Consider the following 22,263-nt stretch of genomic DNA (forward strand, 5'->3'; position numbering starts at 1 on the left):
CGGCGCGAACGCAAGGGGCGTTACGGCGTATTGACACTGGCCGCAGCAGCTGGAAGTCTCCATGAGATCCATCTGTGACATCGTTGTCAGCACCCTAGTGTGCGCCTGCGGGGGCCTCATGCCGACACCACCTTCGTCCGCCGAGGCACCGCCCGACGGAACGCCGCGCGAACGGCATCGGGGCGACCCGGATGTGACGGCCCGCCCGCTTTCCCCGTGCTCCGTCCCCTTCCCGAAAGGCAGTACGTTGGTTCGCAGAACTCGCAGTACTCGCAGCACTCGCGGAATACGCACCTTCTCTCTCGCGCTGTCCGCCGCCCTGCTGCTCGGCTTCCCGCCCGCCTCCGTGGCAGCCGGCGCCGCGAGCGCGCCGAAGGCTCCCGCCGCCGTACCCGACTACAGCACGGCCGAGTCCGGCAATCCGATCGTCGACGGCTGGTACGCCGATCCCGACGTCGCGGTCTACGACGGCCGGTACTGGATCTACCCGACCACGTCCCAGGAGTACGACCAGCAGACGTATCTCAACGCGTTCTCCTCGACCGACATGGTGCACTGGACCGAACACCCCAAGGTCCTCGACATCGCCGACATCCCCTGGGCCAAACGCGCCCTCTGGGCGCCCGCACCGGTCGAGCGGAACGGCAAGTACTACCTGTACTTCGCGGCCAACGACATCCAGAACAACTCCGAGCTCGGCGGCATCGGGGTGGCTGTCGCCGACCGTCCCGAAGGCCCTTACCGGGACGCCCTCGGCAAGCCCCTCATCTCGCAGTTCCACAATGGCGCCCAGCCCATCGACCAGGACGTCTTCATCGACGACGACGGCCAGGCATACATGTACTACGGCGGCTGGCACCACGCCAACGTCGTCAAGCTCAACCCGGACATGACCAGCCTCGGCACCTTCGCCGACGGCACCACCTACAAGGAGATCACCCCGGAGAACTACACCGAGGGCTCCTTCATGTTCAAACGGAACGGCAAGTACTACTTGATGTGGTCCGAGGGAGGCTGGACCGGCCCGGACTACTCCGTCTCCTACGCCATGTCCGACTCGCCCACCGGCCCCTTCAAGAAGATCGACAAGGTGCTCGGGCAGGACCCCGCCGTCGCCCGCGGCTCGGGCCACAACTCGGTCGTCAACGTGCCCGGCACCGACATCTGGTACATCCTCTACCACCGCCGCCCGCTCAGCGACACCGAAGGCAACCACCGCCAACTCGCCTACGACCGGATGTACTTCAACGAGGACGGCACCATCCGGCCGGTCACCATGAAGGTCCAGGACGACTTCGGCGACGACAACGCCGTGGGATGGCACACCTACGGCGACGCCCAGTGGTCGGCGACCCGCGGGGCGTACTCCGTCGCCGGAGCCGGCGGGCTGGCGTTGCAGGACACGAACTTCTCGGACCTCGTCTACGAAGCCGACGTCACGCTCACGCACGGCCGCGGCGCGTCCGGACTCGCCTTCCGCGTCACCGGACCCGGCACCGGAGGTGAGGGCTTCCGCGGCTACTACGCCGACCTCACCACCAACGGCCTGGTCCTGGGCAAATCCACGGGCGAGCAGCGAACGGAACTGGCCCGCGCTCGGTTCCGCGTGGCGGTCGGCAGGACCCACCATGTGAAGATCGAGGCCATCGGCTCGTCGATCAAGGTGTACGTCGACGGCACGGCGAAGCCCAGGCTCAGCGTGACGGACGGAAGCTTCGCCTCGGGAGCCAACGGCGTGCGGGCGGGCCTGCGCGGCGCCGGGAACGCGGCGGGCGGCGCGGCAGCCGGCCGGTCCCTCGCCCGCTTCGACAACGTCGCGATCCGGTCGAACGTCTACAGCTTCGAGGCGGCCGGCGCGCCGAACCGCTTCATCCGGCACTACGAGAGCCGCGGCCGGGTCGACCCGAACGTCACGCCCTACGCCGACATGCAGTGGAAGCTGGTTCCGGGTCTGGCGGACCCGGCCGCGGTGTCCCTGGAGTCGGTCAACTACCCCGGCCACTACCTGCGGCGGAAGGGCAACGGCGTGTGGAGCGACGCGCTCACCGACGACGACGCGTTCCGCGCCGACGCGACCTGGCGGCGGGTGCCGGGACTGTCCGACAAGTCTCTGACATCCTTCGAGTCCTACGCCGCCCCGGGGCAGTACCTGAGCCACCGCGCATCGCTCCTGCGCGTCGGGCGCGTCACCGCCGGGAACCGGTCGGACGCCACGTTCCGGGCCTGGTGAACCGCGCCCTGGTCCTGCGCCGAGTCCCCACCACCTGCCGCGCGTGGCGCGGGGCGGTCACCGCCCCGCGCCGTCGCCTTCCGGGGGCGGTCCGCTGGTGCCCCGTACCGTCAAGCAACCGCCGTGGGCAGCGGCCGGCCCTGGTCGCGCTCGGCCAGGAGCAGGCGGCCGGTGTCGACGCCCGACTGCTCGGTGTGATCGCCGCGGATCACCCGCAGTTCCGGCTCCAGGCCATGACGGCGCATGGCGGTCCGGTAGGCCCGCCGCCGCTCCGCGGAGCCCGGTCCGCGACCGCCGTCGATGTGCACGATCCGGCGGTGTCCCAGTTCCACGAGGTGGACCGAGCGGCAGGCCGCCGTCCGCTCCTGGAAGCGGATGATCCAGATCACCGCCGACCTCGAATGTCCGCTGATGAACTCGGAGTTCAACGGCCGCCCCGAGCGGGCCGCGGAGAGCGAGGCCGCCTTCTGGCGCTCGATGGAGGAACTGCTGCCGGTCTTCGAGCGCGAGGGCATCGCCCTCAACCTCGAAGCCCACCCGGACGACTTCTGCGAGGAGAACACCCCCGCCGTCGACCTGGTGCGCGCCATCAACAAGCCCTGGGTGAACTACCTCTACTGCGCCCCGCACACCTTCCACCTGTCCGGCGCCGACCCGACGGCGGACATCGCGGAGATGATGGCTTACGCGGGCGACAAGCTCCAGCATGTGCACATCGCGGACTCCTTCCACCACAAGGGTTCCTCGGGCCTGCGCTACATCCTCAACCCGCCCGGCACCCCCGCCCGCATCCACCAGCACCTCGACATCGGCCAGGGCGAAGTCGACTGGGACACCTTCTTCGGCACCCTCCGGGAGCTGAACTTCGACGGCGTCGCCACGGCGTGCGTCTTCGCCTGGGAAGAACGGGCCCGGGACTCCTCGGCGTTCCTGCTGGACCGGATCGTCAAGGAGCTCGCCGCGTAGGGCCTCGCGGCACATCGGCCACCCGTGCGCCACTGCCCGCCCTCCGCGCGGGCGGGCAGTGGCTCGGGGCCGCGCGCCGTCCGCGCGGCTCAGGGCATCTCGAAGTCCGCGAAGTCGAAGCCGGGGGCCACCACGCAGGTCACCAGCACCGGTTCGGCACCGGCGGGCTCGGCGCTCTGCCAGACGCCGCCGGGGATGACGGACTGCGGCACCTCGCCGCGCTCGATCCCGTTGCCCAGGACGACGACATCGGCACCCGCCTCGTCGGGAGCCGCGCCGCTCCCGCCCAGGCGCAGCCGCAGCGGCCCGCCCCGGTGCCACAGCCACACCTCGTCCGACCGGACACGGTGCCAGCGGGAGACCTCCCCGGGGTGCAGCAGGAAGTAGATACCGGTGGCGAAGGCCCGCTCGCCGTCGTAGCCGCCGGGGACGGCGCCGGCGGACGTCCGCCAGGTCTCGCGGAACCATCCGCCCTCGACATGTGGCTGGAGTCCGAGGTGTGATACGAGGTCAGAGACGTCAGTCATGGCCGTATCCTCCCCCACCCGGCACGGTCGTCGACGCCCTGGGCTTCGACGGGTGGGTCGGCTGTGCGTACACCCCCCGCGCCGGGACGAGCGGAGGTCTCGGCCGGCGCCCCGACCAGCGAGGAGCGAACGCATGAGGATCGTCATCACGGGCGCCTTCGGCTTCCTGGGCCGGCAGGTCACCGACGCCTTGCTCGGCACGCGGACGTTCCGTGGTGCGCCGGTCGACCGGCTGGTGCTCGCCGACCGCGTCGTGCCGTCCGGCGCGGCGGTGGCCGCCGACCCGCTCGTGGACATCGTGCGGGGCGACGTGGCCGACCGGCTCGGCGAGCTGTTCGCCGAGCCGGTGGATGTGCTGATCCACCTCGCCGCCGCGGTATCGGCCGCGTGCGAGGCCGACTTCGACCTCGGGATGAGCGCGAATGTGGACACCACGCGCGCACTGCTGGAGGCCGCGCGAGCCCAGTCGGCGGCGGGCGGGCCGATGCCCCGGGTGGTGTTCTCCAGCAGTGTCGCGGTCTACGGTGCCGACCCCGCGCTGCCGCTGCCGCCGGTCGTCAGCGAGTCGACCCTGCCCACGCCGCGGTCGAGCTACGGGACGCAGAAACTCGTCTGCGAGCAGCTGATCGCGGACTACACCCGCCGCGGTTTCCTCGACGGACGGGTCGCGCGCCTGATGACCGTGTCGGTACGGCCGGGCAAGCCGAACGCGGCCGCCTCCGGCTTCCTGTCCGGCATCATCCGCGAGCCGCTCGCCGGCTCCCCGGCGATCTGCCCGGTCCGCCCCGGCCTGAGGGTGGCCCTGGCCTCGCCGCGCCGCACCGTCGCGGGCATCCTGCGTGTCGCGGAGGTCGAGCGCGGCGCCGGGCCGGGCCGGCTCGACGGCGGGGTGCCGGTCAACCTCCCGGCGCTCACCGTCTCGGTCGCCGACATGCTGACCACACTGCGGCGGGTGGCCGGCGACGCCACCGCCGACCTGGTGACGATCGCCCCCGACCCGGACATCGAGGCCATCGTGGGCTCGTGGCCCGCCGACTTCGACAACGCACGCGCCGCGGCGCTCGGACTGGACCGCGACCCGAGTTTCGAAGCGCTGGTGCGCGACTACCTCGAAGACCACGCCGACGCGGTCGGGGACGGTGCGCGCCCCTAGGGCGTTTCTCAGCCCGCTCTCATCATGTCCTCACCCTCCCATCACGCCCCGCCCTTACCGTCACGCCATGTTTTTCACCTACCTCCGGCGCGAGTTGCGCCGCCGTAGAAAGGCGGCGCTCGTCGTCGCCTCGGGCCTGGCGCTCGGCATCGCACTCGTCATCGTCGTCACCTCCGTCTCCTCGGGCATGGAACGCGCGCAGGGCAAGGTGCTGGAGTCGCTGTACGGGCTGGGCACCGACATGACCGTCACCAAGGCCCGCGAGGCACCCTCCGGTGATGACCAGAACTCCCGTCCCCGCTTCCAGTTCGACGCGCGCGACAACGACGACGACGAGGAACAGAGCAGCGACCGGGTGATGGTGCAGGGCTTCCAGACCCTGTCCGCGTCGACCGTGACCAAGATCGGGCGGCAGGGCGGGGTCGCCGACGCGGTCGGCGGGCTGAGCCTCCAGGTCATGAAGGTCAGCGGCCAGTTCCAGCGGGGTGAGTTCAAGCAGGACCAGAGCGGCGGCGGCGCCCGGCAGGGCGGTCCCGGCGGCGGGGGCGGCCAGAACGGCCAGCCGCAGGGCGAGGTCCAGGGCGGCGGCGCCCAGTTCGACGTCAACTCCTTCTCCGTCTACGGGATCGACGTCACCCACCTCGACCTCGGCCCGCTGACCTCCTCCAAGATCACCAAGGGCAAGACCTTCACCAGCGCGCAGACCAACGCCAAGGTCGCGGTCGTCGACAGCGCGTACGCCAAGGAGAAGGAGCTGGCGGTGGGTGACGACGTCACCGTCTCCGGCACCAAGTTCGAGATCATCGGGATCGCGACGGCCGACAGCGGCTCGGCCGCCGCCAACGTCTACCTCCCGCTCAAGCAGGCGCAGACCCTGTCCGACGCCAAGGACAAGGTCACCACCGTCTACGTCAAGGCGTCGGACTCGCAGCGGATCGACAGCGTCAAGTCGGCCATCCAGAAGAACGTCTCCGGCACCACGGTCACCACCTCCGCCGACCTGGCCGACACCGTCTCCGGCTCCCTGTCCACCGCCTCCGACCTCGCGTCGAACGTCGGCAAGTGGCTGTCCATCGCGGTGCTGGCGGCCGCCTTCCTGGTCGCCGGGCTGCTCACCTCCTCCGCCGTCAGCCGCCGGGTGCGGGAGTTCGGCACGCTCAAGGCGCTGGGCTGGAAGAGCGGCCGGGTGACCCGTCAGGTCGTGGGCGAGGCCCTGGTGAACGGCCTGCTGGGCGGTGCGCTCGGGATCGCGCTCGGGCTCGCCGGCGCCTACGCGGTGACCGCGATCAGCCCCGGCCTCACCGCCCAGCTGGGCTCGTCCGGCGGCGGTCAGGGCATGGGCGGGCCGGGCGGCGGCGGACCCGGCGGGGGCATGGGCGGCGGGATGCGCCAGGCCGCGGCCAAGACCCTGGACGTGGCGCTCACCGCGCCGGTCAGCGCGGCCACCATCGTCCTCGCGGTGGGGCTGGCCGTGGCGGGCGGACTGGTGGCGGGGGGCTTCGGCGGCTGGCGCGCCTCCCGGCTGCGTCCGGCCGACGCGCTGCGCCGCGTCGAGTAGCCGCGGTCCGCACCGCGGCAACACCCCTCCCCCGCCCGACACGAAGTCAAGGAGTCACCCATGTACCAGCTCAGCGGCGTCATCAAGCGCTACCGGCGCGGCAAGGACACCGTCGACGCCCTCGCCGGCGTCGATCTGACCATCGAGGACGGCGGCCGTCTGGTGATCCAGGGCCCCACCGGCGGCGGCAAGTCCACCCTGCTCCAGATGCTCGGCGGCCTGGACCGCCCCACCTCGGGCACGGTCGAGTTCGACGGCGTCGACCTGGCCTCGCTGAGCGAGGCCAGGCTCACCAAGGTCAGATCCGAGAACATCGGTTTCGTCTTCCAGAGCTTCAACCTGATCCCCACGCTCACCGCGCAGGAGAACGTGGAGACCGCGCTCGTCCCGCTCGGCGTCAAGGCCGCCGCGCGGCGCGAACGGGCCGCCGAGGCGCTGACGTCGGTGGGGCTCGGCGAACGGCTGGGGCATCTGCCGGGCGAGATGTCCGGGGGCCAGCAGCAGCGCGTGGCGATCGCCCGCGCGCTGGTCAAGCGCCCCAAGGTCCTGCTCGCGGATGAGCCGACCGGCAACCTGGACGAGTCGATGCGCGACGAGATCATGACGCTGCTGGAGGGGCTGTGGGAGGAGCACGGCCTGACCTTCGTCATGGTCACCCACGACAGCTCCATCGCCCGCCGGGCTCCGCGCCTGGCCACGATCGAGAAGGGCACGGTGCGGGTCACCGAGCGGGCGGCCTGAGCCGCCCGCCCGGCCCGGCACACCGGCCGGCGCCCCGCCCTCCCGGCGGGGCGCCGGCCGGGCAAGTCCGGTCCCGGGCCGTGACCGGTCAGCCGCCGGACACCACCGCCCGTCCGTAGGGCACCAGGCGGACCGGCCCGATCAGGCCGTACCGCTGCCGCTGCGCGGCGCCGAACTCCGCGGGGCGGACGGTCCGCAGCCGGTTCAGCAGCGTGGTGGCCACCTCGACCTCCAGGGTGTTCTCGCCGCGCCGCAGCAGATCCCCCACGTCCACCACGCCCGTCACCTGATCGACGGGGCCCACCGCGGTGCCGTTGACGGTGACCCGGCAGGTGTCGAAGACCTCCCCCAGCTCCAGCCGGGCGCCGGTGCCGGCTCCGGTCCAGCCGCGCCCCAGCCGCACGGTGGCGCGGTAGCGGCCGACGCCGGAGACGTCCTCCAGGCCGGGGATGTCCGGCCACGCCGCGAGGGCGTCGAGGCTCAGCCGGTGATCCACCGTGACATGGCGGTCGGGTGTGCGCCCCGGCCGCCAGTCCGCCACCCGCAGCGACCAGCGGTCCAGGGTGAGCGGCGCGGGCAACGCGCCGATGTGTGTGACGACCGTCCGGCCGTCGCTGAGCACGGTCTCGCGGGCGCCGGGGCGGGCGTCCACCACTTCCAGGACGCCCTGGTCCGTGCGGCGCACGGACTCGGCGCCGGTGCTGACCGCGTGGACCGGCCCGGCGCCGCGCGCGAGCGCGACCAGGGTGGTGGCCCCGGGTGCGAGCGTGATCCGCAGCGTGATCCGGTCCCCCTCGCGGCGGTGGACGGCGATGGGCGCCACCGCACCGGTCCAGGCGTCGAGCGCGTACGGGGTGGCCTTCGCCCACGGCGCGACGATGGCGACCTCGTGGTCCACCGTCTCGGACGCCGAGCCGTTGGCGAAGAAGTGGTAGGCCACGTCCGGCGCCGACCGGTGGGAGTGCAGCAGCGGCGAGCGCGCCGCGTACGCCACCTCGGGCCGGATGTTCAAGGCCGCCAGGGCCGCCGGGATGTCGGGCCGGTCGGCGACGGCGCGCACCCCGGGGACGGCGAGCAGCCGGGTGATCAGCGCGCGCAGCCGCTCGTTGTCGCCGTCGTGCGGCAGTCCGGGCACATGCCCGTCCGACCAGTCCCCCACCACGATCATCGGCAGACCGTCCTCGGCCAGCTCGATCAGCCTGCGGGCCGTCGCCGGCTCCAGGGTGTGCTCACGCCCGATCATGACGTCGCCCTCGAGTACCAGGACCTGGTAGGCGGGCCCGTCGGGCGCCAGCCGTCCGTCCCGCACCACGGCGCCGGGCAGGCCGAGCGAGCGCGGGCCGAGGAAGGTGTGTGTCCAGCCCAGCGGCACTCCGTCGGAGGTGAACCAGGGCGCGCCGAGCCCGGAGCCCGCATAGCCCTTCTGACGCAGCACGGCCACGTCGACGCGGTGGGTGCCGGTCTGGAGCACGCCCTGGATCCGGCCGAGGTACCCGGCCACGTCGGGCACATGGCGCCAGGCCGGGGCGCGCGGCCCCCACGCCTCGCCGTAGCCGGGGCCGCCGTGGTACGGGGAGAAGGCGGCGAAGCCCGGCCAGGCGGCGCCGGGCGCGGTAGCGTAGCCGAAGCCGTGCAGCACCGCCTGGTTGACGCCCGCGCAGTACTGGGTGACCAGCTTGCGCAGCGTGGCGTCCCACGTGGTGGCGTAGGCGCCGCCCGCCGTGGCGCCCGCCTCGTTGGACAGTACGCGTCCGCCGCCGATGTCCCGGCCGCCGGCCAGACAGCGGAAGTCGTCGAGGTTCTTGAAGCCGAGCGACTCCCCTTCGGGGATGTCCAGGAGCGAGGCGCTGTGGATCGCGTCGGTCTCCAGTCCGTACGGCTGGACGCGCAGCACCAGGCCCAGCGAGTGGGCCCACGCGCGCAGCGGCAGCAGGTGGTGTTCCAGGTACAGGTCGGTGACGACCTGCATGTAGTCGCGGCGCACCGCCTTGTCGGTGGCGGCGTCGAAGGTGAAGACGTACTTCTCGTCCTTCTCCACCACCGCCGCCAGATACGGCGGCAGCGCGTGGCCGATCCTGCGCTCGAACTCCCCGTCCAGTCCCGGGGTCCACAAGGTGGCGTCGGTCTCGATCTCCAGGGAGTCCTCGAAGAGCGCGCCCCCGGCCCGGCGCAGCAGTTCGCGGACCCGGCGGGTGAGGATGTGGCGCTCCCAGAAGTCGGTGACCGCGCGGGTGCCGGCGGCGCTGAAGTGGTCGACGACGTAGGCGAGCGGGGAGGTGTGGGCGGGTCCCTCGGGCCGCTGTCCGGAGCCGCGCTCCCAGTACGAGATCAGTGCCCACCGGCCGTCGTCGGGCGCGGTCCACCGGACGTTGCCGTCGCCGGCCCGCGGGGTCAGGTCGGTCACCGAGTCCCGGTCCAGCGGCAGCGGCACCTGGTCCGCCGTGGCGCCCTCCCGGATGCGGGCCGCCTGCACCCACAGCAGCCGACGGGCGGTCACGCCCTCGGCCGCGTCCACCACCGGCGGCGGCACCGGGCCCGCGTAGGAGCCCTGGAAGGTGGCCAGGCCGTGGGCGAGTTCCCGGGCCGCCGCGGCGTCGTCCGGGGTGAGCGTGGGGACGGCGGCGGGCCAGGCCGGGCCGATGGTCACATCGACGGTGAGGCCGCGCCGGTCGGCCTGGCGCAGCGCGCTCTCCAGGCCGGCGACCCAGGCGGCCGTCCCCCAGCCGTAGCGCTCGACGTCGATGGGCCGCGACGAACCGGCCAGGCTGTGGGTGACGGCGGCCACCTCCACCCCGCCGAATCCGGCGTCGGCGATCTGGTCGACCTCCCGGGCGAGCTCGGCCGGGTCCACCCGTCCGTCGGGCCACCACCAGCGGAACTTGGGCCGCACCGCGCGGTCCGGCGAGGCGAACGCGGCGGCGAAGCCGGGACGCGGGGCCGTGCCGGGCGCCGCGGTGGCGGGTGCCGCGGCCGCCGGGAGGAGCGCGGCCGCGCCGGCCGCCGCGCCCAGGCCCAGCAGCGTCCGGCGGCGCGGGCCGTCCGTGCTCATGTGGTGTGCGTCGGTCATGCGTCGCTCCCGGTCCGCGGCTGGTAGTGGGAGGTGAAGGTCCAGGTCCCGGATCCGACCGCGTATACCCGCGCGCCGTCCTCGGTGCGCAGCGGGCGGGCCTCGTCCGGCGCCCGCACCGCGCCGGAGGTGACGGGCACCCGCACCTCGGCGGTGGTCCCGGCGGGCACCGTCACGGTCAGCCGGTACGCGGAGCCGTCGCGCCGCCAGGTGCTGCGGGCGGGGCCGTACGGCGTGGTGTACGAGGCGGCCGCCGAGGTCAGGTCGCCGACGACGGCGGGCGCGAAGAGCAGTTCGCGGTAGCCGATCGAGTCGTCGGTCTGCTGGATCCCGGCGAGGGAGCCGGTGAACCAGGAGTCGATGGCGCCGAGCATGAAGTGGTTCTGGGACTGGCCGGAGCCGCCGTCCCAGCTCTCGCCGAGCGTGGTGTTGCCGTGCTCGACCTGGTAGCCGTAGCTGGGGCTGTCGGTGCGGGTGGCGATCTGGTAGATCACGTCGTCGCGTCCGGCCGCGGACAGCACGCGGAAGGCGGCGGGCAGGGAGATCTCGCCGAGCAGGAGGTGATGACCCGCCTGTTCGACACCGCGTACGAAGTGGTCGAGCAGCCGCTGCCGCTGGCCGTCGGGCACGGCTCCCATGTCCAGCGCGAGCGCCTCGGCCCCGTGTCCGCCGCCGCCGAAGGTGCCGGTCGTGGCGTCGTAGTAGGTGGCGGACAGGGCGGCTACGGAGGCGTCGGCGCGCTCCCGGTACGCGGCGGCGTCCGTGCGCTCGCCGAGCACGCCCGCGATCCGGCTGAGCGTGTCGGTGACCCGCCAGTAGCCGTAGGTGCCCGCGACGGCACGCGGGAAGGTGCGGTCGGGGGTGAACCAGTCGCCCAGGCCGTAGTCGAGGATGCCGTCGGTGACCTGCCGCTGAAGGAAGGCCGCGTACTCCTTCATCTTCGGGTAGTAGGCGCGCAGCGTCTCGGTGTCGCCGTAGGTGGTGTAGAGCTGCCAGGGGACGAGGACGAACGCGCCGCCCCAGTTGGCGTCGTTGCGGTAGGCCCCCGGCAGCTGGGTGTACTCCGGCACGGTGCTGGGGATCAGGCCGTCCGTGGTCTGTGCGTCGGCCATGTCCCGTACGATCTTGCGCAGCTGGGACCGCATGTCGTAGTTGGCGGCCAGGGCGGGGAAGACCAGCTGGTCCTGTTCCAGCCAGCCGAGTTTCTCCCGGCTGGGGCAGTCGGTGAGCACGCTCATCATGTTGCTCTCGATGGCGCGCCGGATGAGCCCGTGGATGCCGTCCAGGAGCTCGTTGGAGCTGGTGAACTCCCCGGCCGGGGCGTTGTCGGTGCGCAAGCCCAGGCCGCGCACCGACACCTCGGCGCCGGCCGGCAGCCCCTTCAGCTCCAGATAGCGGAAGCCGTGGTAGCTGAACCGCGGATGCCAGGTCCGGGCGGAGCCGCCGCCGGTGGTGTAGCTGTCCCACAGCGGCGCGCCGACGTTGCTGATGGACTGGTTGGCGTGGCCGTCCTTGAGGCTTTCCGCGGGGTAGACGCGCACGGTGGTGCCCTGGGGCGCGCGCACGGTGAGCTCGGGCCAGCCGGCGATGTTGCGCCCGAGGTCGAACATCCGGCTGCCCTGCGGGGAGTTCGCGACCTCGGTGCCCTTCAGGGTCTCGGTCACCCGGATGGGCTCGGTCTCACGGGCGCTGATCCGCGCCGGGGCCGCTGGGGTGCCGGGCGCGGCGACGGCGGTGGCGGCCCGCCAGCCGGCGCGGTCCCCGCCGGGCCGGTCCCAGCCCGGGATCTCCCGGCGGGCGTCGTAGTCCTCTCCCCCGTACCAGTTGGAGGAGGTGGTGGGGCCCAGTGTGGTGCGCCAGTCGGGGCCGCTGACGATGCGCCGGACGGTGCCGTCGGCGAGGGTGATCTCCAGCTGGGCGAGCAGCTTGGGGTCGCTGAGGTTGCCGTAGAGCTTGCGGTACCGGTCGGCGGTGCTCACCACGTTGGCCATACCGTTGCCCAGTGCCACGCCGAGGGTGTTGGCGCCGCGCCGCAGCCGCTTCGTCACGTCGTAGGTGGCGTACTGCACGCGGTCGGCGAAGTCGGTGTTGGCGGGCTCCAGTACGGCGTCGCCCACGGGGCGGCCGTTGATCCGGGCGTCGTAGATCCCGAGGCCGGTGAGGTAGAGGCGGGCGGAGCGGATGCCTTGCGGAAGGCTGAAGTCCTTGGCGAACAGGGGGAGTCCGGCCGGGAGGTACGGCTCCGGCGGGGTCTGCCCGGTGGCGCGGGCGGCCTCGGTGAACGGGCCGGTGGCCTCGCCGGAGGTGGAGACGGTGTAGTCGACGGGGAAGCCCGGCACCCGGCCGTCGTCGGTCAGGACGTCGGCGCGCGGATAGAGCAGCACCCGGTCGAAGTGGGCGGTCCGCTTCAGGTCCAGGGTGAGGGTGATCGGCGTGGCGGAGACATCGGCGTCCGGATGCGGCTCGCTCGCGTACCCGGCGGCGGTCTGCGCACCGCTGTTGGTGAGCCCGTCCACGGCGAGGGCCGGCTCCCAGACCTTGCGGACGGTGTCGCTCTCGGAGGCGGTGACCGTCGCCCCCTTGGCGAGGTCGGGGCCGTCGGGGTCGGCGGAGTCGCGCACCTCGATCTCGGCCAGTTGCAGCCGCCGGGTCAGGGCCGGGAAGTCGTCCTCGGCGAGCGGCAGTCCGAGCCGGGTGACGTCCAGCCGCACATAGCGGGCGGTGGTGGGCGGCAGCTCGACGGCCACGGGGGTGACCGTGCGGCCGCTCAGCTTCCAGTCCAGATGGCCGATCCACTGGGCGGACCAGTCCTTCGGCGAGGTCAGCCCGGTCTCGAAGACGGACGGCGCGCTCCAGCCGGAGGCCCGGCCCGCGCCGCCACCGGCCCACACCTTGACCCGCCAGTACACGCGGGTGCGCGGACCGAGCCGGTCGCCCGCATAGGTGGTGCGCGGCGCGGCGGAGCCGACCTTGCCCGAGTCCCACAGGTCGGGGCGGCCCGCGTCCAGCCGGGCCGCACTGGTGGCGGCCTGGACCCGGTAGGCGCGCTGCACGGTGTCCCGGCCGGGGACGGACGGCCGCCAGCTGAGCTCGGGCGTGGTGTCGTCGATGCCGAGGGCCTCTTCGAGGGCCTGGGTGCGCAGCGCGGTGGGGCGGCCGGTGGTGCTCGCCTCGGCGGGGGCCGCCGAGGGCACCGTGGTGGCCAGGGCGGCGAGGGCCGCGAGAGCGGTGGTGGCGCACCGGGCGAGACGTCGGCGGCGCGCGGGTGGCCGCGGGGGTCGGTCCATGGGGGCTCTCCGTGGGTGTCGTGCGGCCGTAAAGGGCCGGGGACGTCAGACGGGCGACAGGCGGTGGGCGCGGGTCAGGTACGGGTCAGACGCACCGTCACCGGGCGCAGCGGACGCAAGTCCACCGGCCCCAGCAGCCCGGACGGCAGTGGCTTGCCGCGCTCGTTGGCGAGGGTGTTGGCGACGCGGACGGCGACGGTGTTGACGCCGGGGCGCAGCGCGTCGGTGACGTCCACGACGTACGGCGCCCACAGCGCGGGCTCCAGCGCGGTGCCGCCCACCGTCACCCCGGCCACTTCGCGCACCTCGCCGAGGTCGAGGTGGAGACGGCGGCCGTCGAGGTCCGCCGGGGTGAGGGTGATGTCCTTGGTGTAGGTGGCGCTGCCGGAGAAGCCCGGGGCCAGGTCGGCCCAGCTGCCCAGTGGCCGTACGACGGGTTCGGCGCCGTCCCGCTCCAGGGTCAGGGTCCAGTCGCCGTCCAGCGGTATCGCCCGCAGGGGGTCGGTGACCCGCACCTCGCCGCGGTAGCCGTGGTGTCCGTCGGTGCCGGTGAACGCGTACCGGCCGGGGGCGTCGGCCACCGCCGCCACCCGCAGCCGGCCGTCCTCGGCGGTCACGGCGGTGACCGGGAGGTCAGCCCAGGTCAGATGGGCACCCGCGCGGGCGTCCGCGCGGAAGACCACGGCCAGCGTCTCGTACGGGCGCAGGCGCAGCGGCAGCCGGGTGGCCTCGGCGCCCGGTGCGCCGCTGTCCGCCGCGCCGTACACGGGGGCGGCGGTGACCGTGCCGGTGGTCGGCTCGCGCAGTTCGGGCACCCCGCCGGCCGGGAAGACGGCCTCGGTGGTCACGGTCTCGGCGCTCTCGTTGTTGAGCAGGAAGGCCGTGTCCCGGCCGGAGGTGGTGCGCAGGGCGAGTACCGAGGCGGCGGGGGGATCGAGCACGACGGCGGCGACGCCCGCGCTGCGGGCCGCCTCGCCCAGGCCGGCGGCGTCCGCGACCCGTTCGGCCCGGCCCCGGCCGATCCGGCGGCTGCCCGGGGCCCGGTCGGGGAACAGGGCCCGCAGGGCGCGGCGCAGCGCGGCGTCGTCGCCGTTCGCCTCCTGGCCGGGCAGGTCGCCGACGGCCAGGACGGTGCCGCCGCCGCGGGCGAAGTCGGCGAGGGCACGGGCGGTGGCGGCGTCCAGGACGGGGGTGTTCGGCAGGACGGCCACCTCGTAGCGGGCGTGGCCGACGGCCAGGGTGCCGCCGTCGGTCCGGGCGTGGTCCCGCAGGGCCCGGTCGCCGGACAGGGCGCCCTCGTGGACGAGGTCGAAGTCGGTCTGGGCGCTCTCCAGCGCACGGGCGGCCGCCGCGAACGCGGTGTCCAGCGCGGTGCCCCGGTCGGTGCCCCGCCACTGCTCGGCGGCGCGCTGCGGCTGGATCAGGGCGGTGCGGGCGCCGGAGGTGCCGCGGGCGCACTCCATCACCCGCCCGGTCCAGTCGGCCAGCGGGCGCATCGCCCACCACCAGGGGGCGCGCGGGCCGAAGGGCGGCGGGAAGAAGACCCGTGTCTCGTCGGTCCACAGCGCGTGCAGCACGGTCAGGTTGACGCCCCGGGCGGCGGCCGCGCCCAGCAGCGCGTGCGCGAAGGCGGGCGCGACCTGCCATCCCATGTTCCCGAACGCCTCCATCAGCACCCGCTCGCGGCCCGCCTGGTGGGCGGCGCTCGCCGGGTTGCGCGGGATCATGGTGGGCTCGCCCGCCACGTACTCGCCGGTGATCATGTCCCCGCCGGGTATCTGCGCCCACTGGTTGATCTTGTGCAGATCGCCGGTGGAGGCGATGCGCTTGGCGGGGGCGGTCTCGTCGTAGAGCGGATTGGTGATCAGGGCGACGCGCCGCTCGGCGTACCAGCGGGCCTGTTTGCGGAAGGAGAGCGCGAACCGGTCGGAGACCGCCTGCCAGAACCGCCCGCGCAGCACCTGGCCCGTCTGGCCGAGGCCGTCGTCGAAGAGCGCGGCGTACGCCCGGCCGGGCTCGGCGCCGACCGCCCGCAGGGCCGCCTCCAGCGTGGGTGACCAGGGCGCCCGCTTGAAGTGCGGTTCCGCGGAGGCGAAGAACGGCTCGTCGTCCCAGAAGCCGGGTACGACGGTGCCGAAGTGGCGGCCGAATCTGCGGTGGTACTCGCCCGGCACCATGTCCAGCATCAGCTCGATGGGTTCCTCGTCGAGCAGGTCCACGTAGGCGCGGCTGTAGCCCTGGCTGTCGTCGGCCAGGACGGTCCCGCCGAACACGTCGATCTGCCACCGCCCCGAGGGCACCTCCCAGCGGTGGGTGGTCCGCAGCCGCTCGGTGAGCTCGACGAGCCGTGCGGCGTCGTCGGCCCCGGCCGGGCGGGCGGCGGCCGCCACCGGTGTGGCGGCCGTGGGGCTTCGGCGGGTGGCGAACTCGCCGGGCGCGGCCGGGTCGGTGAAGTCCTCGCGGTAGAGGACCGTGCCGTCGGCCGCGGTGATGGTGAGGTCCTCCCACAGGGCGCGCTGGGTGCCGGTGGCGTACACGCCGACGCTGCCCGCCGGGTGGGCGTCATCGGTGACCGTGCCCTTGTCCTTGCCGTCCAGGCCGACGGTGAGCGTGGCGCCGCTGACGGTCACCCGCAGGGTGTGGAACTTGGTCCGGTTGAACCCGTCGGTGCGGGTGCTGCGGGCGAGTTCGGACCGCTCGCCGCCGTCCAGCCGGGAGACGGTGACCACCCCGGTCTGGTCGAATGCGACCAGATAGCCGTCGTCGCCGGTGGCGGAGGCGCGCAGCAGCAGACCGGCGGCGGCCGTCTCGGCCTTGACGCTGCCGGTGACCGTGCAGTCGCCCCAGCGGGCCCCGCCCCGGAGCACGGCCGCGCCGTCGAGCACCGCGGCGTCGGCCACCAGCCGGCCGCTCTCGACACCGACGCCCGTCGTCTCCCGCAGGTCGACGGTGGCCGGTCCCTCCACCACGGTGGTGGACCGCCACAGCGCCTTGAGCCGCAGCTCGGGGCGGGCGGGGTAGTGGCGGGTCCCGACCGTGCCGCCGTTCACGATCAGCCCGGCGGCGCGTCCACTGGGGAAGTGGTTGTCGTTGAACACCCACACCCGCATCCCGGTGCGCTCGGCGACGGCCAGGACGTGTCCGACCACGTCGAACCAGTCCTCGCTGAAGAACACCGGGCTCATCTCGGCGTTGTCGTACGGGAAGAGGACGACCTCGTACATCCCCTTGGCGCGCAGCTCGGCCAGCTGGCGGTCGATCAGCTCGTGGGTGACCGGCCCGTTCCAGTACCAGTACACCGTGGGGCGGCTGTCGCGGCGGGGGTCGGTGAACCGGGCGGCCGGAAAGCCCGCCCCGGCCACGGGCTCCGCGTGCGCCGGGGTCGCGCCTGGCAGGCCGGTGCCGAGGGCGGCGGCGACGGCTCCGGAGGCCAGCACGAAGTGGCGCCTGGTCGGCCGGATCGGTCTTTCGGGCTCTGCTGCGCCGGTTTCCGGCATGGGGGCACTCCTGGGGGGGGGAGGGACAGGGTAAGAGGGCGCGGGTCAGCCGTCGGCGCGGTACAGCTCGGCGGCGCTCAGGGCGCGCCCCAGGACCCGGAAGTCGGCGACGGCGCCGTGCAGATACGGATGGGCCGGGTTCTGCGAGCGGCCTAGGTAGTTGCGGCTGGTCGCGCCGAGCAGCAACGGCCCGGAGACCACCGCGTCATCGCGCCCCGCCTCCGCGCCGTCCACGTACAGGACGCCGGTGCCGTCGCCGATGGTGAGCGCCAGATGGATCCACCGGCCCGGTTCCAGGGCGGTGGAGGCGTCGACGTAGTCCTCCGCCTCCATGCCCGCGATCTTCCACGCGGCGCGGGCCTTCCCGGCGCCGGTACGGGGGGTGAGGAAGAGGTAGGTGTTCTTGTGGAAGCCGAGGTCGAAGACGCGGGCGGAGTTGGCCACGCTCTCCAGGAACACCCGTACGGACACGGTGAGTTCGGTGAGGCCGGTGAGCAGCCCGGGGGGCAGCGCCACATGGCCGTCCTTCCCGTCCAGCGCGACCGCCGCGCCGTCCGGCCCCGTCGGCCCTTCCCGCCAGGAGGCGCCGCCCACGAGCCGGGCGTCCGGGAAGCGGCGCAGCGCGTCCGCGCTGGTCGTCCCGTCCCCCTCGGCCAGCGGAAAGCGGGCGATCTCGCGCCGCCGCCGGCCGCTCGGCGGGACGGCGAAGTAGACGTTGTAGCTCTGGTGGTGCACCCGGTGGAAGGGCAGCAGCGGCACCTTCGCGCCCTCGGCGACGGCGGTGAACTCAAGCCCGCCGCGCCCGGCCACCGGCCGCACCGAGGTGGGCTCGATACCCGGGATGGTGCGCGGGCCGCTGTCGCCGTAGGCGCCCGCCAGCACCAGCGGGCCGTAGGAGACCGCCTTGATGTGCGGGTTGTCCGGGGCCGGGCGCCACACCAGCTCGCGCGGGAAGGTCAGCTCGACGGTGTCGCCGGTGCGCCAGTGGCGGTCCAGGGTCAGATAGCGGCCCGGTACCGGCTTGACGGCCACCGGGTGGCCGCCCACCAGCACCCGGGCCCGGGATCCGGCGTCCGCGAGCCAGCCGGGTATCCGCACCTTCAGCGCCAGCCGCCCGCCGCCTTCGGTGACGGTCAGCCGGACGGTGTCGGTGTCGGGGTAGCCGGTGTGCTGCCGCAGCCTCAGCCCGCGCTCCGCCCAGGCCACTTCGGAGGGGATGAAGAGGTTGACGTACAGGGCGCCGGCCTTCTCGTCGCGGAAGTAGATGGTGTCCGCGAACTTGGTGTGGGTCTCCATACCGGTGCCGTGGTCGCAGGAGAAGTTGTCGTAGTCGCCGCTGTAGCTGCCGGGCGCGGAGCCGAGGCCGCCCTTGGGCTGCCGGCGCGATCCGGCCCACAGCCCCGTGTAGTAGGTGACGAAGCCGTGGTCGGAGTCGGGGTCCTGCTCGCCGAGCATCTGGTTGTACAGCGTCCACTCGTAGTGGTCCATGTAGGCCGCGGTGCCCGGGTCGTGGCGGAACAGCCGACGGCCGATCTTGAGCATGTTGTAGCTGTTGCAGTTCTCGCAGGTGTCCTCGGACAGCCGGCTGACGATCTGTCCGGGCGGGCCGAAGAACTCCTGGTTGGAGTTGCCGCCGATGACGTACGAGTGGTCGCGCACGACGATGTGCCAGAAGTTCCGCGCGATCCGCAGATAGCGCGGGTCGCCGGTGGCCCGGTACTCCTCGGCCGCGCCCACGATCTTGGCCAGCTCGGTGTTGGCGTGGCGCCCGTCCAGTTCGTCGCGCCCCTCGGCCAGCGGACCGTAGAGCGACTCGTGGTCGAAGCGGCGCGCGGTGCGCAGATGGACGGGGTCGCCGGTGACCAGGTACAGGCCCGCCAGCACCTCGTTCATGCCGCCGAACTCCACGCCGAGGAGCCGCTGCATGGTGGCCTCGTCGAGCGGGGAGGTGCGGGAGTCGACCCAGGCCGCCATCCGCCGCACCACCGAAAGGGCCTGGTCGTTCCCGCTGAGCCGGTACTGGTCCAGCAGCCCGGCCATGATCTTGTGAAGGGTGTAGTACGGCGCCCACGGCTTGCCGCCCGCCTCGAGCTCGTCGAAGATCCGCTCGGGAAACGCGGACAGGTACCCGGCCCGGTAGCCCGCGCCGGGCGCGGCCGCCTGGCACTCGGCGAGCGCCGCGACGATCCGGCGCGCCTTGTCGGCGTAGGTCTGCTCACCGGTGTTGGCGTGGGCGAAGGCCAGGGCGGAGAGCAGATGGCCGGTGCTGTGACCGCGCAGCAGCACGTCCGGGGCCTCCCAGCCGCCGCACGGCTCGGCGGTGGAGGGCAGGCCGGCATTGAGCCGGAAGGTGTGCAGCAGCCGGTCCGGGTCGACGAAGCGCAGATAGGACAGGGTGCGCCGCATATTGGCGAGGAACGGGCTCTCCAGGAGCCGCACGGCGGAGAGCGGGAAGGCCGCCAGCCGCGCCGGGGCGGCCTCGGCGGAGGCGGCAACCGGAGCGGCCGTGGTGGGGGCTGCCGCGGGAGCGGCCTCGGCGGGGGTGGCGGCCGATGCGGGGGCGGGCGGCCCGGCGGCCCACGCGGCCGCGGCCGCACCACTCGCGGTCAGCACCCGTCTACGGCTCACCGGGGGCCCTGCGACTGATCCGGATTCGGTCATGGCGGTGCGTCTCCTTCGGGGGCAGGGCGGTTCCCGGGGACCGAAGTTGAAACGTTTCGTTGAAACGTTTCGATTGAGTTGCCAGGAAGTTATGGCCGCACTGCCGCGTGCGTCAAGAGTCGCGCCCGTCCTTCTCAATCACCCTGGTGGGGACGGTGCGCCGGGCCTCATGAGGAGGAGCCCCGGCGTGCGAGCTGGCCCCCTCGCACGGTCCGGCGGTCCGGCGCACCGCTGGATGACCCGGCCGTCAGGCGGCGCCGGGGACAGCCTCACGGCACGGCTGGCCGAGCACCCGGCAGTGCCGCCGAGCCATCGGGCCACCGGGCCGCCGGACTCCCCTCACGGGGCGGGGTCCTGCTGGCGCAGGGGCGCCGCCTGCCCGTCGGGCGCGGGGCGCGCGGATGGCACGGAACGGCCGCCGGGGCGGGCGAACCGGCGCATCATCGGCACCTCGACACCGCGCCACAGCAGCAGCGAGACCGCCACGCACAGCACCGACACCGCCACGGCCAGCGCCGTGGCGGTCACCGTGTCGAAGGTCCGCCGGTCCAGCATCGCCCGGATCGCGTACAGCACCGGGAAGTGGACCATGTACAGCGCGAACGACGCCTCGCCCAGCAACACCGGGCCCCGGCGTCCCAGCAGGCTCCCCCGCCCCTGGATGTCGCGGGTGGCGATGGCCGGGATCAGGGCGGCCACCGGCAGACAGGTCGCGGCTCCCCACACGTACTCCTCCGGCAGCTCCTGCCGCGCCGCGAAGACCCCCGTCAGGGCGAGCAGGGGCCAGCGCGGACGCAGCGCCGGCCAGCGCCCCAGCTGGACCGCGCGGGCGAGCACCAGCCCGAGGACGAACTCCAGCAGCCGCACCGGAGGGCAGAAATAGATCAGCCACCAGCGCTCCGTCGACAGCGGCGACCAACTCCCCGGGTCCGCCTCGTCGGTGACCGCCGTCGCCACCGCCGGCATGGCCACCACGAGCCCCGCCACCAGGGCGATCACCGGCCAGATCAGCCGGGCCGGCACGGCGCGCACCGGGCGGATCAGCAGGGGGAAGAGGAAATAGAAGAACGCCTCGCACGAGATGGACCAGGTCACCGGATTGACACTGCTGAAATCGGCCATGTCCGGAATCCAGGCGTGCACCAGCAGCAGATTCCGCACCGCCTCCCCCCATCCCGGATCCGGCACCGGAAGAGATGCGAGGGTGCCCGTCGCCATCAGCAGACCCAGCATCAATGTCCACGTCACCAGATGATTGGGGAAGATCTTCACCACTCGACGGCGCCAGAACCGGATGGCGGTGTCCGCCGGAGACGCGTTCCATGCCAGTACGAACCCGCTGAGCAGGAAGAACGAGGAGACCGCTGCCGCGCTGGCCATGGCCGAGACATCAGCGGCCTCATAAATATCCTGATCCTCATAAAATCTCCCCAGCGTCAGAACATGACCCGCCAATACCACCCCGGCCAGCAGAAAGCGAAAACCGGTCAGCGACGGGAGCCGATCGCCACGCGATAAAACAGCGGCCACGAATAACCCTCCGCATTGGGAAACAGGTACAGCACCCATGAGCCTGCCCTGTGTACCGCCCCCGCCCCAATACCGCCCCCACGGGAACATCCACGCGAACACGCACCGCTTTCCTCACGCCGCGGGCATCGGCGAGAGCCGGTAGGTGTCCTGGTGGGTGATCACATGGCCGGCGGTGGGCGGCGGGAAGTGGGTGCCCAGCAGGAGGGTGCCGGTATCCGCGAGGCCGCCGAGGAGCGCGCGGCGGGTGGCCTCGGACCGCTCGGGGTCGATGTCGACGCATGAGCCGATGGCGGGGTGGGCGAGCTGCACGGGGTGGTGGACGCAGTCGCCGGTGATCAGCGCCCTCGCGTCGCGGCTGTCGAGCTGGACGGCGATGTGGCCGGGGGTGTGCCCGGGGGTGGGGAGCAGACGCAGTCCGGGAGCGACCTCGACGCCCTCGGCCGGGACGTCCACCAGATCGAGCAGTCCCGCCTCCTCGATCGGCGTCACGGAGTCGCGGAACATCTGCGCGCGGGGTTCGTCCATGTCGTAGGCCGCCCAGAACTCCCGCTCGGTGCGGGAGGTGAGGTAGCGCGCATGGGGGAAGGTGGGCACCCATGCGCCGGCCACCTCGCGGGTGTTCCAGCCGACGTGGTCGGTGTGCAGATGGGTGAGGATCACCAGGTCGACGGAGTCCGGGGGGAACCCGGCGGCGGCCAGCCGCGCCAGGTAGTCGGTGCGCAGGTCGTGCCAGGCCGGGTTGGCCCGCGTCTTGCCGTTGCCGATGCCGGTGTCGACCAGGACCCGCGCCCCGCCCGTCTCGAAGGCGAAGCTGTGGCTGTCGATGCGCAGGACGCCCTCCTGGTCGGCGAAGTCCGGGCGCAGCCAGTCCTGTCGTGCGACCACGTCCGCGGTGGCGTCGGGCAGCAGCCACGACCCGGTCCCCGGCGGCAGGGGCACCTCGTCGACGCGGTGGACGGTGATGTCGCCCACGGTCCAGAAGGGGGTGGCGATGTCCTGTGGTGTGTCCATGGTCCGTTCCTTTCCTCGATCTCTGCGGAGAG

11 protein-coding genes and 2 pseudogenes are annotated in these 22,263 nt (G+C 73.1%); 5 read left to right on the forward strand and 8 right to left on the reverse strand.

The window, feature by feature from the left end; translation table 11 throughout:
• The first annotated feature begins 247 nt into the window (after window positions 1–247).
• The gene (locus tag PS467_RS02595; RefSeq protein WP_311033773.1) at window positions 248–2,230 is read left to right on the forward strand and encodes a family 43 glycosylhydrolase; all 1,983 of its coding nucleotides are present in this window, start codon (window positions 248–250) and stop codon (window positions 2,228–2,230) included.
• Between the two features lie 116 nt (window positions 2,231–2,346).
• On the opposite strand, the pseudogene PS467_RS02600 reads toward PS467_RS02595, so the two are convergent.
• Window positions 2,347–2,568, reverse strand: a pseudogene (locus PS467_RS02600) (substrate-binding domain-containing protein); the annotation flags it as partial.
• On the opposite strand from PS467_RS02600, the pseudogene PS467_RS02605 reads away from it, so the two are divergent.
• Window positions 2,555–3,196: pseudogene (locus PS467_RS02605) on the forward strand (sugar phosphate isomerase/epimerase family protein); the annotation flags it as partial. The pseudogenes PS467_RS02600 and PS467_RS02605 overlap by 14 nt on opposite strands.
• An 89-nt stretch (window positions 3,197–3,285) precedes the next feature.
• On the opposite strand, the gene PS467_RS02610 reads toward PS467_RS02605, so the two are convergent.
• Window positions 3,286–3,723 carry a cupin domain-containing protein gene (locus PS467_RS02610; RefSeq protein ID WP_311033774.1) on the reverse strand — a complete coding sequence of 146 codons (438 nt, stop codon included), beginning with the start codon at window positions 3,721–3,723 and terminating at the stop codon, window positions 3,286–3,288.
• 133 nt (window positions 3,724–3,856) lie between these two features.
• Here PS467_RS02610 and denD point away from each other — a divergent pair, with 133 nt between their 5' ends.
• From denD to PS467_RS02625, 3 genes are all read left to right on the forward strand, one after another.
• Entirely contained in the window at window positions 3,857–4,876 is a 1,020-nt protein-coding gene (gene denD / locus PS467_RS02615) for a D-erythronate dehydrogenase (RefSeq protein WP_311033775.1), read from the forward strand.
• Window positions 4,877–4,943: 67 nt separating this feature from the next.
• On the forward strand, window positions 4,944–6,434 hold the full coding sequence (locus PS467_RS02620; RefSeq protein ID WP_311033776.1) for an ABC transporter permease: 1,491 nt from the start codon (window positions 4,944–4,946) through the stop codon (window positions 6,432–6,434).
• Window positions 6,435–6,494: 60 nt separating this feature from the next.
• Entirely contained in the window at window positions 6,495–7,175 is a 681-nt protein-coding gene (locus tag PS467_RS02625; RefSeq protein WP_311033777.1) for an ABC transporter ATP-binding protein, read from the forward strand.
• An 88-nt stretch (window positions 7,176–7,263) separates the two neighbouring features.
• Here PS467_RS02625 and PS467_RS02630 read toward each other — a convergent pair whose 3' ends face one another.
• The 6 genes from PS467_RS02630 to PS467_RS02655 all read right to left on the reverse strand — a co-directional run bounded on the left by PS467_RS02630 (window position 7,264) and on the right by PS467_RS02655 (window position 22,231).
• The gene (locus tag PS467_RS02630) at window positions 7,264–10,242 is read right to left on the reverse strand and encodes a glycosyl hydrolase (RefSeq protein ID WP_311033778.1); all 2,979 of its coding nucleotides are present in this window, start codon (window positions 10,240–10,242) and stop codon (window positions 7,264–7,266) included.
• The gene (locus PS467_RS02635; protein ID WP_311033779.1) at window positions 10,239–13,529 is read right to left on the reverse strand and encodes a family 78 glycoside hydrolase catalytic domain; all 3,291 of its coding nucleotides are present in this window, start codon (window positions 13,527–13,529) and stop codon (window positions 10,239–10,241) included. The genes PS467_RS02630 and PS467_RS02635 overlap by 4 nt, the downstream gene beginning before the upstream one ends.
• A gap of 74 nt (window positions 13,530–13,603) precedes the next feature.
• On the reverse strand, window positions 13,604–17,026 hold the full coding sequence (locus PS467_RS02640) for a glycosyl hydrolase (protein ID WP_311033780.1): 3,423 nt from the start codon (window positions 17,024–17,026) through the stop codon (window positions 13,604–13,606).
• 45 nt (window positions 17,027–17,071) lie between these two features.
• On the reverse strand, window positions 17,072–19,687 hold the full coding sequence (locus PS467_RS02645) for a glycoside hydrolase family 127 protein (protein ID WP_311033781.1): 2,616 nt from the start codon (window positions 19,685–19,687) through the stop codon (window positions 17,072–17,074).
• Between the two features lie 339 nt (window positions 19,688–20,026).
• Window positions 20,027–21,307, reverse strand: a complete 1,281-nt coding sequence (locus tag PS467_RS02650) for an acyltransferase family protein (protein ID WP_311039747.1) — start codon at window positions 21,305–21,307, stop codon at window positions 20,027–20,029.
• Between the two features lie 24 nt (window positions 21,308–21,331).
• A complete protein-coding gene (locus tag PS467_RS02655) occupies window positions 21,332–22,231 on the reverse strand; it encodes an MBL fold metallo-hydrolase (protein ID WP_311033782.1) in 900 nt (299 codons plus the stop codon).
• Window positions 22,232–22,263: the final 32 nt, after the last annotated feature.

It is taken from the genome of Streptomyces luomodiensis (assembly GCF_031679605.1).
Classification (GTDB): Bacteria; Actinomycetota; Actinomycetes; order Streptomycetales; family Streptomycetaceae; genus Streptomyces; species Streptomyces luomodiensis.